The 17,625-nt window shown below is 57.8% G+C and carries 12 protein-coding genes; 2 read left to right on the top strand and 10 right to left on the bottom strand.

Going from position 1 to position 17,625, the window contains the following annotated elements:
* From ACR0NO_RS10000 to rpsL, 4 genes are all read right to left on the bottom strand, one after another.
* Positions 1-111, bottom strand: a 111-nt coding sequence (locus ACR0NO_RS10000; RefSeq protein WP_170744588.1) for a GTP-binding protein, incomplete at its 3' end; no start/stop codon positions are given.
* Between the two features lie 60 nt (positions 112-171).
* A complete protein-coding gene (fusA, locus tag ACR0NO_RS09995; protein ID WP_170375372.1) occupies positions 172-2,289 on the bottom strand; it encodes an elongation factor G in 2,118 nt (705 codons plus the stop codon).
* An 18-nt stretch (positions 2,290-2,307) separates the two neighbouring features.
* Positions 2,308-2,778, bottom strand: a complete 471-nt coding sequence (gene rpsG / locus ACR0NO_RS09990) for a 30S ribosomal protein S7 (RefSeq protein ID WP_039529242.1) — start codon at positions 2,776-2,778, stop codon at positions 2,308-2,310.
* Positions 2,779-2,793: 15 nt separating this feature from the next.
* Positions 2,794-3,165 carry a 30S ribosomal protein S12 gene (rpsL, locus tag ACR0NO_RS09985; RefSeq protein WP_005621086.1) on the bottom strand — a complete coding sequence of 124 codons (372 nt, stop codon included), beginning with the start codon at positions 3,163-3,165 and terminating at the stop codon, positions 2,794-2,796.
* 398 nt (positions 3,166-3,563) lie between these two features.
* On the opposite strand from rpsL, the gene ACR0NO_RS09980 reads away from it, so the two are divergent.
* Positions 3,564-4,379 (top strand): putative rhamnosyl transferase, encoded by an 816-nt coding sequence (locus ACR0NO_RS09980; RefSeq protein ID WP_480723837.1) that lies wholly within the window; start codon positions 3,564-3,566, stop codon positions 4,377-4,379.
* Here the strand turns inward: ACR0NO_RS09980 and ACR0NO_RS09975 are convergent.
* The 6 genes from ACR0NO_RS09975 to rplJ all read right to left on the bottom strand — a co-directional run bounded on the left by ACR0NO_RS09975 (position 4,364) and on the right by rplJ (position 16,229).
* Positions 4,364-5,233: a DMT family transporter gene (locus ACR0NO_RS09975; RefSeq protein WP_480723836.1), complete on the bottom strand. Its 870-nt coding sequence runs from the start codon at positions 5,231-5,233 to the stop codon at positions 4,364-4,366. The two genes, ACR0NO_RS09980 and ACR0NO_RS09975, sit on opposite strands and share 16 nt — an antisense overlap.
* Positions 5,234-5,361: 128 nt before the next feature.
* Positions 5,362-6,435 carry a cysteine synthase A gene (gene cysK / locus ACR0NO_RS09970; RefSeq protein ID WP_480723835.1) on the bottom strand — a complete coding sequence of 358 codons (1,074 nt, stop codon included), beginning with the start codon at positions 6,433-6,435 and terminating at the stop codon, positions 5,362-5,364.
* 142 nt (positions 6,436-6,577) lie between these two features.
* The gene (gene rpoC / locus ACR0NO_RS09965) at positions 6,578-10,819 is read right to left on the bottom strand and encodes a DNA-directed RNA polymerase subunit beta' (RefSeq protein WP_170471243.1); all 4,242 of its coding nucleotides are present in this window, start codon (positions 10,817-10,819) and stop codon (positions 6,578-6,580) included.
* Between the two features lie 50 nt (positions 10,820-10,869).
* On the bottom strand, positions 10,870-15,006 hold the full coding sequence (gene rpoB, locus ACR0NO_RS09960) for a DNA-directed RNA polymerase subunit beta (protein ID WP_170701228.1): 4,137 nt from the start codon (positions 15,004-15,006) through the stop codon (positions 10,870-10,872).
* Positions 15,007-15,256: 250 nt separating this feature from the next.
* Positions 15,257-15,631, bottom strand: coding sequence for a 50S ribosomal protein L7/L12 (gene rplL, locus ACR0NO_RS09955; protein ID WP_008204003.1), 375 nt, complete (start codon positions 15,629-15,631; stop codon positions 15,257-15,259).
* Between the two features lie 79 nt (positions 15,632-15,710).
* Positions 15,711-16,229 carry a 50S ribosomal protein L10 gene (rplJ, locus tag ACR0NO_RS09950; protein WP_170375385.1) on the bottom strand — a complete coding sequence of 173 codons (519 nt, stop codon included), beginning with the start codon at positions 16,227-16,229 and terminating at the stop codon, positions 15,711-15,713.
* 435 nt (positions 16,230-16,664) lie between these two features.
* Here rplJ and ACR0NO_RS09945 point away from each other — a divergent pair, with 435 nt between their 5' ends.
* Entirely contained in the window at positions 16,665-17,624 is a 960-nt protein-coding gene (locus ACR0NO_RS09945; RefSeq protein WP_170638389.1) for an aminoglycoside phosphotransferase family protein, read from the top strand.
* Position 17,625 lies beyond the last annotated feature (1 nt).

The following is a 17,625-nucleotide window of genomic DNA, read 5'->3' as shown; positions in this document are numbered from 1 at the left end:
ACCAAAATATTTGGTGATCGCTGCGGTCAGCGTCGTCTTGCCGTGGTCAACGTGGCCAATCGTGCCGATGTTGACGTGCGGTTTTGTACGCTCAAACTTTTCCTTTGCCATGATGGCCTCCTTTTTCGGTAATGAAGGGAGCGTGATACCCACGCTCCCTCAAATCTTTGGTTATGCGTATTTCGCCTGGATCTCGTCCGAGATGTTCTGCGGAACCGGATCGTAGTGGTCGAACTGCATGGTGAACTGGGCACGGCCCGACGACATCGAACGCAGCGTGTTGATGTAACCAAACATGTTCGCCAGCGGAACGAACGCGTCGATCGCGATCGCGTTGCCGCGGGGTTCCTGACCAGACACCTGGCCACGACGCGAGGTCAGGTCGCCGATGATACCGCCGGTGTATTCTTCCGGGGTGATCACTTCGACCTTCATGATCGGCTCCAGCAGTTTCGCGCCAGCTTTGCGCATGCCTTCACGCATACACATACGGGCTGCAATTTCGAACGCCAGAACGCTCGAGTCAACGTCGTGGAACTTACCGTCCAGCAGGGCAACCTTGAAGTCGATCACGGGGAAGCCAGCCAGAGGGCCGCTGTCCATAACCGACTGGATGCCTTTTTCGACACCCGGGATGTATTCCTTCGGAACGGCACCACCAACGATGCGGCTTTCGAACGAGTAGCCTTCGCCCGGCTCGGTCGGAGTGATCTCGAGTTTAACCTCACCGAACTGACCCGAACCACCCGACTGTTTCTTGTGGGTGTAGGTGTGCTCGACCGGCATCGAGATGGTTTCGCGATAGGCCACCTGAGGAGCACCGATGTTCGCTTCAACCTTGAACTCGCGCTTCAGACGGTCAACCAGGATGTCCAGGTGAAGTTCGCCCATGCCCTTCATGATGGTCTGACCAGATTCCAGGTCAGTTTCAACACGGAAGGACGGGTCTTCGGCGGCCAGACGGGCCAGACCCTGGGACATCTTCTCTTGGTCGCCCTTGGTTTTGGGCTCAACCGCGATCTCGATCACCGGATCGGGGAAGGTCATGGTTTCCAGAACCACCGGATCCTTCGCGTCACACAGGGTGTCACCGGTGGTGGTGTCTTTCAGACCCGCCAGCGCGATGATGTCGCCTGCAAACGCTTCTTCGATCTCTTCCCGGTTGTTCGAGTGCATCATCATCATACGACCGATGCGCTCTTTCTTACCCTTGGTCGAGTTCAGGATCGAGTCACCCTTGTTCATGGTGCCCGAGTAGATCCGAGTGAAGGTCAGCGAGCCAACAAAGGGGTCGTTCATGATTTTGAACGCCAGACCCGAGAAGGCCATTTCGTCGTCTGCACGACGTGCGATGTCACGAACTTCTTCCTCGTCGCCGGGTTTGAAGCCCATGTAATCAACAACGTCCAGCGGGCTGGGCAGATAGTCGATCACAGCGTTGAGCAGAGGCTGAACACCTTTGTTCTTGAACGCCGAACCACCCAGAACCGGAACGAACGCGATGTCCAGAGTACCTTTGCGCAACAGGGCGCGCAGAGTCGGAACGTCGGGCTCATTGCCTTCCAGGTATTCCATCATCGCGTCGTCGTCCATTTCGACGGCCGCTTCGATCATCTTGCCGCGCCACTCGTCAGCCATGTCTTTCAGGCTGTCGCGGATCGGAGCTTTGATCCAGCTTGCGCCCAGATCTTCGCCCTGCCACAGCCACTCTTCCATGGTGACCAGGTCGATCAGACCTTCCAACTCGGACTCGGCGCCGATCGGAATACCAACCGGAACAGCGCGTGCGCCGGTGCGGTCTTCGATCATGCGAACGCAGTTGAAGAAGTCTGCGCCGATCTTGTCCATCTTGTTGACGAAAACCATACGCGGAACTTTGTAGCGGTCAGCCTGACGCCACACGGTTTCGGTCTGGGGCTCAACACCTGCGTTTGCGTCCAGAACGCAGACGGCACCGTCGAGAACCGCCAACGAACGCTCAACCTCGATGGTGAAGTCAACGTGGCCGGGGGTGTCGATGATGTTCAGGCGGTGCTTGGGAGTATCGGCGGTCTGACCGTCCTCGGTGCGCTCCCAGAAAGTGGTGGTCGCAGCCGAAGTGATGGTGATGCCGCGTTCCTGCTCCTGCTCCATCCAGTCCATAGTGGCTGCACCATCGTGCACCTCACCGATGTTGTGGGATTTACCAGTGTAATACAGGATACGCTCCGAGCAGGTGGTCTTACCTGCGTCGATGTGCGCCATGATACCGAAGTTACGGTATAGTTCGAGCGGATATTCGCGTGCCATTTTTGATAAGCCTCTGAATTACCAACGGTAGTGGCTGAAGGCTTTGTTCGCCTCGGCCATCTTGTGGGTGTCTTCGCGCTTCTTCACGGCGGTACCGCGGGACTGTACAGCGTCCAGCAGTTCGCCGGCGAGGCGTTCTTCCATGGTGTTTTCGTTGCGGCCACGCGCAGCAGTGATCAGCCAACGGATGGCCAGTGCTTCGCGGCGCTCGGGGCGCACTTCGACCGGAACCTGATAAGTTGCACCACCAACGCGGCGCGAGCGAACTTCGACCGACGGCTTGATGTTGTCGAGCGCTTCGTGGAACACTTCGACAGGTGCGCGCTTGATCTTGTTCTCAACGCGGTCAAAGGCGTTGTAAACGATGCGCTCTGCAACCGACTTCTTGCCGTCGATCATCAGGTTGTTCATGAATTTGGTCAGTACCTTGTCGCCAAATTTGGCGTCAGGCAGGACTTCGCGTTTTTCGGCGGCGTGACGACGTGACATATCAGCCTCTCCTTCTTACTTGGGACGCTTCGCGCCGTATTTCGAACGACGTTGCTTACGATCTTTGACGCCCTGAGTATCCAGAACACCGCGCAGGATGTGGTAACGCACACCGGGAAGGTCTTTTACACGGCCGCCACGGATCAGAACAACCGAGTGTTCCTGCAGGTTGTGGCTTTCACCGGGGATGTACGAGATGACCTCGAAACCGTTGGTCAGGCGCACCTTGGCAACCTTACGCATAGCCGAGTTCGGCTTCTTCGGTGTGGTTGTATATACACGTGTGCAGACGCCGCGTTTCTGCGGGCACTGCTCCAGGTGCATGGACTTCGAGCGTTTTACTTTGGGCTGCCGCGGCTTGCGGATCAGCTGTTGAATAGTTGGCATTCCGGTTTCTTCCCCGTTTTGCAACACACATGACATGCACGCGCATTGCGTGCGGTTAAACTTGCTGCACTTATGCGTCCACAAGCGCAAAACCCGCGAGCGTTCCCATTCCGAGGTGAACGTCGCGGTTGGTTATCAGAGGACGCGAACTGCAAAATTGTCCGGGTCTTGACCAGTTCATTACTGAAATCGGTTTTGGGGCGGCCCCCGGTACCGAGATGACGCGCGTAATAGGGGGAGTCGGCCCAAGTGTCAACAGCACTTACCCCAGTGCGCCAAACTGGCCGGATTGCGCTGTGATATCAACGATTGCGGGTGCCAGCCAGCCTCTTCTGGCGTTGCGGGTGCAGGCATAGCCCGTCATAGTGCGCGCAGAACCGTTTTGCGATGGATGACAGATGCAGGTTATCGGCCTTTGCCGCTTTTCCTTTCCAGCCCTTGGCAGCTTTCAGACCGAACATGAAACCCTGGATGATCGGCGTCGTCACCTCTACAGCCCTGCCCGTCTGGAAGAGAGGTTCCGACTGTTCGAATCCTCGACTCTGCCCTGTTTTCGCGAACACACCGACGAGGATTTCGAGCTGCTGGTGGTGATCGGAGACTGCCTGCCGAAAGATGCCTATGACCGGCTACACGACCTGACAGCAGATGTGAAACAGGTCCGGATCGTCGAGGAGTCGCCTCGGGCCGACAAATCGCATCGCCATATCATGAAGGATATTCTGAACGCAGCCCGCAAAGACCCGGCTCAGCCTTGCATCCAATTCCGCCACGACGATGACGACGCGGTATCCGTGGATTTCGTTGAACGTCTGCGCGAATCCGCCCGCGACAGCAAGGGCCTGATGGAACGCAACACCATTGTCGGCATTGATTTCAACCAAGGCTTCTTCGCCCGGCTGAATGCCGATGGGATCACGGCGAAACCGACGCATAAACCACTTTTGGGCGTGGGTCTTGGGATGCATATCGCAGGCGGCTGCAAACAGACGATCATCAGCTTTACCCATCATCGCATGGGCCGCTTCATGCCCATCGTCAGCTATACCGATGCACCAATGTGGGTGCGTTCGCTCAACGGGTTCAACGACTCACGCGGGGCGCGCAACTATGACCGCGAACTCTCGGCCCTCAGCCCCGAGCTTGAGGGAGAGTTCATCGCCCGTTTTGCCATTGATCAAACCATCGTCCGGCAGGTTCACGGCGCGCCCTGAGTTGTCCTTTCGCGGAACAGGGTAAACAAACCGGCGGCGACAACCAGCCCGGCGCCGAAGAAAGTCACCGCATCGGGCCATTCGCCAAACACAACCCAGCCTAGCCCCAAGGCCCAAATCAGGCTGGAGTATCGGAAAGGGGCGATAAAACCGACCTCGCCTTCTCGCATAACCATCACGCTGCATAGATATCCGATCAGGACAAACACAGCCGCCGAGGCCACCAGAACAGCATTGCCGCCGGACAGGTTGACCCAGCCCTCAAACGTCGACACCAGCCCTGCGGCGACAGAGATCGACAGAGAGGTGGCAAGGGTCACGACCAATGATGGAACCTGCGGTGACATACGCCGGGTGATCAGGTCTCGGATCGTCACCGAGACCACGGCCAGCAACGCATAGATCGCATAGACGCTGAACCCGTCCGGCCCGGGCCGCACGATCAGCAGCATGCCCATGAATCCGACAACAATCGCCATAATGCGCCGCCAGCCGATATGTTCCGAGAAGAACAGGACCGCCCCCAGCGTCACGGTCAACGGCAACACCTGAAGAACTGCAGTCACATTCGCCAACGGCATGTTCTTAAGCGCGGTCAGGAAGAAAAACGTCGCGGAAAGCTCGGCAACACAGCGAATAGAAACCAGCCATTTGTCATGCCGTGAAAAATTCAGGTGTAACGCCCCAAGATGGCGCGCCAACCCGTAAACGAGCAGAGACGCCAAAGCCCCCCGGATCGCAACCAACTGAAACAAGGGCAATTCTCGCAGCGCGATTTTGACCAGCGTGTCATTCACTGTAAATGCAGCCATGCTGGCCATCATCAGCAGTGCGCCTTGAACATTCGGACTCATTCAAACAATACTCGGCCTTCAAACAATGGCGGTATTCACGCTTCAATCTCACGCAAAGTCAATTCGCGCGCCTCAATCCTAAAATTTTTTCACGAAGAGCAACTGTAACCGATTGTTTTCCAGTCGCTTCAGTCCGTCATCTGAGCCGACGGCGTCGATTTAGAGATCGCGATCTCCTCTTCCGTCATATCTTCCGCCACACCTTCGAACAACGGGGTCGAAAGATACCGTTCACCGGTATCTGGAAGCATCACCAGCATCACCGATCCGTCCGGCGCGGTCTCAGCCAGTTTCATAGCCACCGCAAATGTGGATCCACCTGATATGCCGGTGAAAATCCCCTCTTCCGCAGCCAAACGGCGCGACCAGGCAATACCGTCTGCGCCAGGCACAGGGATCAACTCATCATAGAAGCCGTTGTCTATGGCCTCCTGCAAGACCCAGGGAATGAAATCAGGCGTCCAACCTTGGATCGGATGAGGTTCGAAATTTGGATGGCTTTCGGTCGGCTGATGCGTGTCGTTGCGGGTATTCACATAGCCCGACGAGACAATCGCCGCATTCGCAGGTTCCGTGAGGATAATCTTTGTCTCCGGGCGTTCTTTCCTCAGAACCCGCGCCACGCCCGAGACGGTTCCGCCAGTGCCATAACCCGTCACCCAATAGTCGAGCTTCTGCCCGTCGAAATCCGCCATAATCTCCCGCGCGGTGGTGTTTTCATGAATGTCGGCATTTGCCGCGGTTTCAAACTGACTGGCGAGGAACCAGCCATTCTGCTCGGCCAGCTCCTTGGCTTTGGTATACATGCCGAACCCTTTCTGGGCGCGCGGAGTCAGGACAACCTTGGCCCCCAGGAATCGCATCAGCTTGCGCCGCTCGACCGAAAAACTGTCGGCCATGGTCACAACCAGAGGATAGCCCTTGGCCGCACAGACCATCGCCAATCCGATCCCGGTATTGCCCGAGGTTGCCTCGACAACCGCTTGACCCGGTTTCAGCCGACCGTCTCGCTCGGCCGCTTCTATGATGTTCAGCGCCAGGCGGTCCTTGACGGAACTGGCCGGGTTGAACGCCTCGAACTTCACGTAAACCGTCACGTTTGAGGGCGTGATCCTGTTGATGCGCACGCAGGGCGTGTCTCCGACAGTGTCCAGAATGCTATCATACAGGCGCTTGCGCCCTTGCGTTTGCCGGGTTGTCATGGCGGCCGCCTCCTCTGCTTTGCGCAACCATGCCACAAACCGGGTCACATTGATAATTTTCTTTGCGAAAGCGCACTTTGGGGGCGCAAACAAAAAGGCCCCGCGAAATCGCAGGGCCTTTTCTGTCTCTCAGATCCGAGGGTTACTCGCGGCTTTCCGGTGTTTCCACCAGAACGTCCAGCTCATCCCCTACCATGTCGTCGTCAAAGCTAGGCGCGGCCAGAGCAGCGGCTGCTTCGGCCTCTTCCCGGCGGGCTTCGATGACCACGTTGTCACGCGACTGCGCGATATGGCGAACGGCCTGAGTTGCACCACCGGTACCGGCGGGGATCAGACGACCTACGATGACGTTCTCTTTCAGGCCAACCAGCTTGTCCTTCTTGCCCTGAACCGAAGCTTCGGTCAGCACACGAGTGGTTTCCTGGAACGACGCCGCCGAGATGAACGAACGCGTTTGCAGCGAGGCTTTGGTGATCCCTAGAAGGATCGGCTCGCCCTGTGCCGGACGACCACCGCGGGCAATGGTCTTCTCGTTGGCCGCGTCGAACTCTTGCTTGTCGACATGTTCGCCCTTCAGCAGGGTGGTGTCGCCTGAATCCAGGATCTCCCACTTCTGCAGCATCTGGCGCACGATGACCTCGATGTGCTTGTCGTTGATCTTCACGCCCTGCAGACGATACACGTCCTGCACTTCGTCGATCATGTAATCCGCCAGCGCTTCGACACCCATGATGGACAGGATGTCATGCGGAGCCGGGTTACCGTCCATCAGGTATTCACCCTTCTGGATGAAGTCCCCTTCGGCGACCGGGATGTGCTTGCCCTTGGGCACCATGTACTCGATGGTCTCCATGGACTCGTCAGCCGGTTCGATGCTGATGCGGCGCTTGTTCTTGTAGTCGCGACCAAAGCGCACGTAACCATCGGCTTCTGCGATGATCGCGTGATCTTTCGGACGACGCGCTTCGAACAGTTCGGCCACACGCGGCAGACCACCGGTGATGTCCTTGGTCTTGGCACCTTCGCGCGGGATACGCGCAACAACGTCACCAGCTTCGACCTTCTGACCGTCTTCGACCGACAGGATCGCATCCACCGACATCGGGTAGTGAACCGGGTTGCCCGCATCGTTGCGGACCGGCTCGCCATCTTCGCCAACCAGAATGATCTCGGGCTTGAGGTCGCTGCCCTTGGGGGCCGCGCGCCAGTCGATCACGATCTTCTGGGTCATACCGGTTGCTTCGTCGGTCTCGTCGCGGACAGCAAGGCCCGAAACCAGGTCGACATATTTCGCAGTACCGGCTTTTTCGGCGATGATCGGCAGGGTGTAGGGGTCCCATTCGAACAGCTTGTCGCCACGGGCCACTTTGGTGCCGTCCTTGACGAACAGCTTGGAGCCGTAGCCCAGTTTGAAGCTGGCCCGCTCTTCGCCGTGTTCGTCGTTGATCACCAGCTTCATGTTCCGGCCCATGACCAGACTTTCACCTGCGGCATTGACCAGGATCTGCGGGTTCTCAAACGCAACAACGCCTTCCTGGTTGGCTTCCTGGAACGACTGCTGACCACCCTGCGCAACACCACCGATGTGGAAGGTCCGCATGGTCAGCTGTGTACCGGGTTCACCGATCGACTGCGCGGCGATGATGCCGACAGCTTCACCTGTGTTCACCATGGTACCGCGGGCAAGGTCACGGCCGTAGCAGGTTGCACAGACGCCTTCCTCGGACTCACAGGTCAGAGGCGAGCGGATGCGCATCGAGGCAACACCGGCTTCATCAATGGTGTCGGCCATGCGTTCGTCGATCAGCTGACCTGCTGCGACGATCACCTCATCGGTGCCCGGACGCAGAACATCGTCAGCCGCCACACGGCCCAGCACACGTTCGGCCAGCGAGGCAACAACCTCACCGTCGTTCACGGCAGCTTCGGCAGTGATCGCACGCTCGGTGCCACAGTCGATCTCACGAACGATACAGTCTTGTGCCACGTCCACCAGACGACGGGTCAGATACCCCGAGTTCGCCGTCTTCAGAGCGGTATCCGACAGACCCTTACGGGCACCGTGGGTAGAGTTGAAGTACTCAAGAACGGTCAGACCTTCTTTAAAGTTCGAGATGATCGGCGTCTCAATGATGTCACCGTTCGGCTTGGCCATCAGACCACGCATACCTCCCAGCTGTTTCATCTGAGTGACCGAGCCACGCGCACCGGAGTGGGCCATCATGTAGACGGAGTTCGGTTCCTGTTCAGAGCCGTCCTCTGCCCGATCCGACGACGAGATCGTGCTCATCATCGCTTCGGTCACGCGGTCGTTACACTTCGACCAGGCATCGACAACTTTGTTGTACTTTTCGCCCTGAGTGATCAGGCCGTCCATGTACTGCTGTTCAAAGTCCTTCACCTGACCGCGGGTGTCATCAACGATGCCCCACTTGTCGTCCGGAATGACCATGTCGTCCTTACCAAACGAAATGCCCGCCTTGAACGCTTCTTTGAAGCCCATCGACATGATCTGGTCACAGAAGATAACCGACTCTTTCTGACCGCAGTAACGGTAGACGGTGTCGATCACCTGCTGCACTTCTTTCTTCCGCAGCAGGCGGTTGACCAGATCGAACGGCGCTTTGTTGTTCATCGGCAGCAGAGCACCCAGGCGCAGACGGCCCGGAGTGGTCTCATAGCGCTTCTGAACTTCGTTGCCTTCGTCGTCGATCTGCGTGATCCGCGCGGTGATTTTCGAGTGCAGATGCACTTCGCCGGAATCCAGCGCGTGCTGAACTTCGTCGATCGAACCGAACACTTTGCCTTCGCCCGGCATGCCTTCACGTTCCAGGGTCACATAGTAGAGACCCAGGATCATATCCTGCGACGGAACGATGATCGGCGCGCCGTTTGCAGGCGACAGAACGTTGTTCGTCGACATCATCAGAACACGGGCTTCCAGCTGGGCCTCAAGGCTCAGCGGGACGTGAACGGCCATCTGGTCACCGTCGAAGTCGGCGTTAAAGGCCGAACAGACCAGCGGGTGCAGCTGGATTGCTTTACCTTCGATCAGAACCGGTTCGAACGCCTGAATGCCAAGACGGTGCAGCGTCGGCGCACGGTTCAGCATGACAGGGTGTTCGCGGATCACCTCGTCGAGGATATCCCAAACTTCGGGACGCTCTTTTTCGACTAGTTTCTTCGCCTGCTTCACGGTCGAAGACAGCCCCTTGGCTTCAAGGCGCGAGTAGATGAACGGCTTGAACAGCTCCAGCGCCATCTTCTTGGGTAGACCACACTGATGCAGCTTGAGTTCCGGACCGGTCACGATGACCGAGCGGCCCGAGAAGTCGACCCGCTTACCCAGAAGGTTCTGACGGAAGCGGCCCTGCTTACCCTTCAGCATGTCCGACAGAGATTTCAGCGGGCGCTTGTTGGCGCCAGTGATCACGCGGCCACGACGGCCGTTGTCGAACAGAGCATCCACGGATTCCTGCAGCATCCGCTTTTCGTTACGGACGATGATGTCAGGTGCGCGCAGTTCGATCAGACGCTTCAGACGGTTGTTCCGGTTGATGACGCGGCGATACAGATCGTTGAGATCCGAGGTCGCAAAACGGCCACCATCCAGCGGAACCAACGGACGCAGTTCCGGCGGAATGACCGGGATCACGGTCATGACCATCCACTCAGGCCGGTTGCCCGACTCGAGGAAGGATTCAACAACCTTCAGACGCTTGATGATCTTTTTTGGCTTCAGCTCACCGGTGGCTTCGGCCAGATCAGCGCGCAGCTGCTCGGCTTCGGCTTCCAGATCGATCTGGGCCAACATCTCACGGATGGCTTCGGCACCGATATTCGCGGTGAACGCGTCCATGCCATAGGCATCCTGCGCATCCATGTACTCTTCTTCGGTCAGCATCTGGCCGTAGGTCAGGTCAGTCAGACCGGGCTCGATGACGACATAGTTTTCAAAGTACAGGACGCGTTCCAGATCGCGCAGAGTCATGTCCAGCATCAGACCGATGCGAGACGGCAGCGATTTCAGGAACCAGATATGTGCGACGGGCGCGGCCAGTTCGATATGGCCCATACGCTCGCGGCGGACTTTCTGCAGGGTGACTTCCACACCGCATTTCTCGCAGACAACGCCGCGATACTTCATCCGCTTATATTTGCCGCACAGACATTCGTAGTCTTTGATCGGGCCAAAGATACGCGCGCAGAACAGACCGTCACGCTCGGGCTTGAACGTTCGGTAGTTGATGGTTTCGGGTTTCTTGATCTCGCCATAGGACCAAGACAGAATCCGCTCGGGCGACGCCAGCGAGACCTTGATCTCGTCGAAAACCTTCGGGGGCGTCAGCGGGTTGAACGGGTTGTTGGTGATTTCCTGGTTCATTTGTTACCTCAAATCTTGCGGAAGGGGGGACGGGAGAAAGGGCAGCGCCCTTACTCCTCAACCTCCGCATCCAGGAGTTCCATATTCAGGCCGAGGCCACGGACTTCTTTAACCAGAACGTTGAACGATTCCGGTACGCCCGCTTCAAAGTTATCCTCGCCCTTGACGATCGACTCATAGACCTTGGTCCGGCCTGCGACGTCATCCGATTTCACGGTGAGCATCTCTTGCAGGGTGTAGGCGGCGCCGTAAGCTTCCAGAGCCCAGACCTCCATCTCACCAAAGCGCTGACCACCGAACTGCGCCTTACCACCCAGCGGCTGCTGGGTAACCAGGCTGTACGGCCCGGTCGAACGCGCGTGGATCTTGTCATCCACCAGGTGGTGCAGTTTCAGCAGGTACTTGATGCCCACAGTCACCGGACGCGCGAATTGCTCACCAGTACGACCGTCGAACAAAACCGACTGACCGCTTTCCGAGAAGCCCGCACGCACCAGAGCGTCGTTGACGTCAGCCTCTTTGGCGCCATCGAAGACCGGGGTAGCGATCGGGACACCACGGGTCACGTTGCCCGCAGCCTCGATCAGGCCATCCTCGTCCAGACCGGTGATGCCTTCTTCATAGACATTCTCGCCATAGGCCAGCTTCATCGCTTCGCGCACCGGGGTCAGGTCGCCGGACCGGCGGTATTCACCCAGAGCGTCGTCGATGTTCAGACCCAGACCGCGTGCGGCCCAACCCATGTGGGTTTCAAGGATCTGACCAACGTTCATACGCGAAGGCACACCCAGCGGGTTCAGACAGAAGTCAACCGGCGTACCATCGGCCAGGAACGGCATGTCTTCCATCGGAACAACCTTGGAGATCACACCTTTGTTCCCGTGACGACCGGCCATCTTGTCACCCGGCTGAAGCTTGCGCTTCACGGCGATGAAGACTTTGACCATCTTCATCACACCCGGCGGCAGGTCGTCGCCACGGCGGACTTTCTCGACCTTGTCTTCGAAACGGGCGTCCAAAGCACGCTTTTGCACTTCGTATTGCTCGTTCAGAGCTTCAACGATCTGTGCGTCCTGCTCGCCTTCCAGCGCCAGCTGCCACCACTGACCACGGGTCAGGGTTTCCAGCAGGTCCTCGGTGATCACCGACCCTGCCTTGACGCCTTTCGGGCCTTTGACAGCGGTTTTGCCAAGGATCAGGCCTTGCAGACGCGCATAGATGTTGCGGTCAAGGATCGCCAGCTCGTCGTCCCGGTCACGGGCCAGACGTTCGACTTCCTCACGCTCGATCTGCAGCGCACGCTCGTCTTTCTCGACACCGTGACGGTTGAAGACGCGGACTTCGACGACCGTACCGTAATCGCCCGGCTTGACGCGCAGCGAGGTGTCGCGCACGTCAGATGCTTTTTCACCAAAGATGGCGCGCAGCAGCTTTTCTTCCGGGGTCATCGGGCTTTCGCCCTTCGGAGTGATCTTGCCGACCAGAATATCGCCCGGCTCAACATCCGCGCCGATGTAAACGATGCCCGCCTCGTCGAGGTTGCGCAGCGCTTCTTCACCGACGTTCGGAATGTCGCGGGTGATCTCTTCCGGGCCCAGCTTTGTGTCACGGGCGGCGACTTCAAATTCCTCGATGTGAACCGAGGTAAAGACGTCATCACGCGCGATACGCTCCGAGATCAGGATCGAGTCTTCGTAGTTGTAACCGTTCCACGGCATGAACGCGACGACCACGTTTTTACCCAGAGCCAGTTCACCCATATCGGTCGACGGACCATCGGCAATGACCTCGCCCTTCTGGACGGTGTCACCCACCTTGATCAGCGGACGCTGGTTGATGCAGGTGTTCTGGTTAGACCGCTGGAACTTGCGCAGACGATAGATGTCAACGCCAGCGTCGCCCAGCTCCAGATCCTCAGTCGCGCGAATAACGATACGCTGGGCATCGACCTGGTCGATGATACCGGCGCGTTTCGCCTGGATTGCAGCACCCGAGTCGATCGCTACCTTTTCCTCAATCCCGGTACCAACCAACGGCGCTTCGGCGCGCAGCAGCGGAACCGCCTGACGTTGCATGTTCGAGCCCATCAGAGCGCGGTTGGCGTCGTCATTTTCAAGGAACGGGATCAGCGATGCAGCAACCGAAACCAGCTGTTTCGGCGACACATCGATCAGGTCAACATTCTCGCGCGGAGCCAGAGTGTAGTCACCTGCCTGACGGGTCGAAACCAGATCGTTGATGAATTTGCCATCCGCATCCAGCGTCGCGTTCGCCTGCGCCACGGTGTGACGCATTTCTTCGGTCGCGGACATGTAGTGAACCTCATCGGTCACCTCGGCGTCTTTGACGACGCGGTAGGGTGTTTCGATGAAGCCATACTTGTTCACGCGGGCAAAGGTGGCCAGCGAGTTGATCAGACCGATGTTCGGACCTTCCGGTGTTTCAATCGGACACATCCGGCCATAGTGAGTCGGGTGTACGTCGCGAACCTCAAAGCCCGCACGCTCACGCGTCAGACCACCGGGGCCAAGCGCCGAGAGACGGCGTTTGTGGGTGACTTCTGACAGCGGGTTGGTCTGGTCCATAAACTGCGACAGCTGCGACGAGCCGAAGAATTCGCGAACAGCAGCAGCAGCCGGTTTCGCGTTGATCAGGTCTTGCGGCATGACGGTGTCGATTTCGACCGACGACATACGCTCTTTGATCGCGCGCTCCATGCGCAGCAGGCCAACGCGGTACTGGTTTTCCATCAACTCGCCAACCGAACGCACACGACGGTTGCCGAGGTGGTCGATATCGTCGATGTCGCCTTTACCGTCACGCAGTTCCACCAGCGCCTTGATGCAGGCCACGATGTCTTCGCGGCGCAGGGTGCGCAGGGTGTCCGGCGCGTCCAGAGCCAGACGCATGTTCATCTTCACGCGGCCAACGGCGGACAGGTCATAACGCTCGCTGTCGAAGAACAGGGTGTCGAACAGGGCCGACGCAGCTTCGACGGTGGGCGGCTCGCCCGGACGCATGACGCGGTAGATGTCCATGAGCGCGCTTTCGCGGTTCATGTTCTTGTCCTGCGCCATGGTGTTGCGCATGTACGGACCAACATTGACGTTGTCGATGTCCAGAACCGGAATGTCGGTGATACCCGCGTCGATCAACTCTTTCGCGGTGCCGCCGATCAGATCGCCGTCCTTGTCATATTCCAGCGTCAGCTCGTCACCAGCTTCAACATAGATCGCACCGGTTTCTTCGTTGATGATGTCCTTGGCGACGTATTTGCCAACGATGTGATCGAACGGAACCAGCAGGTCGGTGACGGTGCCTTCGTCGATCAGCTTCTTGACCGCGCGCGGAGTGACTTTCTTGCCCGCTTCGGCAATCACTTCACCAGACTTGGCGTCAACCAGATCATAGGTCGGACGGGTGCCGCGTACACGCTCGGGGAAGAACGGCGTGACCCAGCCCTTCTTCTTGTCCAACTTGTAGGACACGGTGTTGTAGTACGCGTCCATGATCGCTTCCTGATCCAGACCCAGTGCGTATAGCAGGGTTGTCACAGGCAGTTTGCGGCGACGGTCGATGCGCGCGAAAACGATGTCTTTGGCGTCGAACTCAAAGTCCAGCCAGCTGCCGCGATACGGGATGATGCGGCACGCAAACAGCAGTTTGCCCGAGGAATGTGTTTTGCCCTTGTCGTGGTCAAAGAATACACCGGGCGAGCGGTGCATCTGGGACACAATCACACGCTCGGTGCCGTTCACGATGAACGTCCCGTTCGGTGTCATCAGGGGCATATCGCCCATGAACACGTCCTGTTCTTTGATGTCTTTGACCGATTTCGCGCCGGTGTCCTCATCGACATCAAACACGATCAGACGCAGAGTGACCTTCAGCGGTGCGCTGTAGGTCATGTCGCGCTGCATGCACTCTTCGACGTCGTATTTCGGTTTTTCCAGATCGTATTTCACGAACTCCAGAACGGAGGTTTCGTTGAAATCCTTGATCGGGAAAACCGACTGGAACACACCGTTGATGCCTTCGCCGTCTGTGGGCTGTTCTGCATCGCCGGAGCGCAGGAAAAGATCATAAGAAGATTTCTGTACCTCAATGAGGTTCGGCATCTCCAGCACTTCGCGGATTTTGCCGTAGTATTTACGAAGACGTTTCTGGCCAAGGAACGTTTGAGCCATGTCAGATGTCACCTTTCGATGTTCTCAGCGGGCAAAGACACCGTCGGGCCCCGGCATCTTGCACATTCGAGACGACACGCCCGGATCAATTCGTGGCCACCGTCCCGAAGGCGGCCTCCCGATCCGAAAACCGTGTCTTAGAAAACGCCCCACGAAATGAGGCCCTTTCTAAGACAGGTTCGGCTGGACCCAGATTCCTCCGGACCCAGCCAAATTTTTCGGCACATCAGCGATGCGCCAGAGACTAAGCTTAGGCCAGCTCGACTTCGGCGCCAGCTGCTTCCAGCTTGGCTTTGACGTCTTCTGCTTCTGCTTTGTCTACGCCTTCTTTGATCTTGCCGCCGGCTTCGACCAGTTCCTTGGCTTCTTTCAGGCCCAGGCCGGTGATGCCGCGAACTTCTTTGATGACGTTGATTTTCGATGCGCCGGCGTTCTTCAGAACGACGTCGAATTCGGTTTTTTCTTCCTCAGCTGCACCGCCGGCGTCGCCACCAGCAGCCATGACAACTGCGCCGCCTGCTGCGGGCTCGATGCCGTATTCGTCTTTGAGGATGGTTTTCAGTTCTTGTGCTTCCAGCAGGGTCAGACCCACGATGCTTTCTGCGAGTGCTTTCAGATCAGCCATTTTATCAGCTCTTTCCGTTTACAGTGTGTGTTCCAACGTCAGGGGGTATCCCCTACGCAGATCATTCAGTGCCAACCGCTTACGCAGCTTCCGCCTTCTCTTCGATGGTGGAAAGGATGCTTGCGATGTTGCTTGCAGGTGCGCCAATTGCACCGGCGATGTTCGAAGCAGGCGCGCCAAGCATACCAGCGATCGTAGCAATAAGCTCTTCACGCGACGGCATTTTCGACACGGCTGTAACACCAGCCCGGTCCAGAGCGTTCTCGCCCATTGCACCGCCAAGGATTTCGAACTTTTGGTTCTCTTTGGCGAAGTCCTCGGCGACCTTGGCTGCTGCCACGGGGTCCTCGGAATAGGTTAGAACGGTCATCCCTGTCAGCAGGTCGGCCATGCTTTCACACGGCTTACCCTCAAGGGCGATTTTGGCGAGCCTGTTCTTGGCAACACGCACGGAGCCGCCCGCGTCACGAGCACGTGCGCGAAGGTCTTGCATCTCGGCAACTGTCAGACCGGCGTAGTGAGCAACCACTACGACGCCAGAGCTTTCGAAGATTTGGCCGAGTTCCTCGACCACTTTCTCTTTCTGGGCTCTATCCACAGTTCTCTCCAAGTTTGGGGCGATCACTCACCCCGGCTCATATTTGCCGAGGGGTTAACCCCGGCGTTCAGGTCCGTTGTTACGGGATTGGCCAAAATGCGCCCGAGGGTGGGACCCTCAGAATTCTTTGGTCTTACCCGTCTCAGGCAGGGAATTAAGGGGCCATATGGCACCACCCACCGTCTTGGACGAAACGAAATAAAGCGCACGACGAATCGCACGCTTTACTTCGCAGCTCTACTTAGGGCAGATGGAGGGGGTTTCCAAGGGGTAAATTGCCCCTATTTGCACTTGCGGCATCAGGTCCGAACCGCCCTTTGTATGCGGGGCGACCCGCAGAGCGGTCAATACACGCCAGCAATGTCATTGACAGTGGGTTTCAGCTACGGTCACCTCCGGTATGAATGCCCGAAAACACTCCGGGCTTGAGGCAAAATGACAGCGGTTACTCTGGAAGAATTCGACAAGGCCAGTGCCTACGCCCAAGAGTTGGCGCAGGACTGTCTGAGCACGCCCATCACACAGGTACGCTTTCACTGTCGATCCCACGCCTTCCCCGATACCCGTCTGGTGTGGAAGGTCGAAACCTCGAACCGCTCCTATGCGCTGAAGCTTGATACCTTGTCGCCGGAAACAGGTCGCCTGCGCAAAGAGTTCGACCTGCTGGAGCAACTGACCGACCACTTTAGGACGTCCAGAAACAACCGGGTCGTTCGTCCCGTCTACATCTCACCAAACGGCGCGTTCATGGTGACTGAGTTTGTCGAGCGCCCAACCGCGACCGATATCATCTACAATAGCGAAGACGACACCCAGGTGGCGCAAGTCTATCGACGGGCGGGGTCGTGGCTGCACGACCTGCACGGGGTTCAAAACGCCACGGACTACGCGTTTCGCCCGCGATGGATGATCGACAGCATACGCGAGCAGTCCACCCAAGTGCCCTCGCACGTCTCGGACATCAGCCAGCCCATGGTCGAGGAGTTTCTGGCCGAAGCCGCAGCCTTGAAAAACCGCCATGACCTGCGTGTGTTTTCCCATGGGGATTTTCACGGCCTGAACCTGATCATGGGCCAAGGCACCGCCATCGGGCTGGATTTCACCGAGGCCCGCGACAAGCTGGCCGTCTATGATATCGTCGACTTTCTGAAGGCGGATATCTTCCGTGACGGGGCCAATAGGGACATCGATCGAAGCGGCGTTCTGACCCGCAACAAGGAGATGTTCTTCCGCCAGTATCGCCACCCGATCGACACTCAGATCCTCGATTGCTGCCTGCGGGGCCGATTGCTGAAGGACTGGCTGCGCCTTTGGCAACCGGACTTCACCTGCAGCGAATTTGAACTGCGCAAACGAGAGCGGCTGCAATTGCGTCTGCAACAGGCCTTTCGCTAGG

It is taken from the genome of Ruegeria sp. CL3, assembly GCF_056536505.1.
This window is presented reverse-complemented; position numbering and strand designations above follow the sequence as displayed.

Coding starts and splice junctions, on each gene's coding strand:
- ACR0NO_RS09975 (WP_480723836.1), bottom strand. CDS start 5,233: ATGAGTCCGAATGTTCAAGGCGCACTGCTGATGATGGCCAGCATGGCT.
- ACR0NO_RS09945 (WP_170638389.1), top strand. CDS start 16,665: ATGACAGCGGTTACTCTGGAAGAATTCGACAAGGCCAGTGCCTACGCC.
- rpsG (WP_039529242.1), bottom strand. CDS start 2,778: ATGTCACGTCGTCACGCCGCCGAAAAACGCGAAGTCCTGCCTGACGCC.
- rplL (WP_008204003.1), bottom strand. CDS start 15,631: ATGGCTGATCTGAAAGCACTCGCAGAAAGCATCGTGGGTCTGACCCTG.
- fusA (WP_170375372.1), bottom strand. CDS start 2,289: ATGGCACGCGAATATCCGCTCGAACTATACCGTAACTTCGGTATCATG.
- rpsL (WP_005621086.1), bottom strand. CDS start 3,165: ATGCCAACTATTCAACAGCTGATCCGCAAGCCGCGGCAGCCCAAAGTA.
- rpoC (WP_170471243.1), bottom strand. CDS start 10,819: ATGAACCAGGAAATCACCAACAACCCGTTCAACCCGCTGACGCCCCCG.
- rpoB (WP_170701228.1), bottom strand. CDS start 15,006: ATGGCTCAAACGTTCCTTGGCCAGAAACGTCTTCGTAAATACTACGGC.
- cysK (WP_480723835.1), bottom strand. CDS start 6,435: ATGACAACCCGGCAAACGCAAGGGCGCAAGCGCCTGTATGATAGCATT.
- ACR0NO_RS09980 (WP_480723837.1), top strand. CDS start 3,564: ATGCAGGTTATCGGCCTTTGCCGCTTTTCCTTTCCAGCCCTTGGCAGC.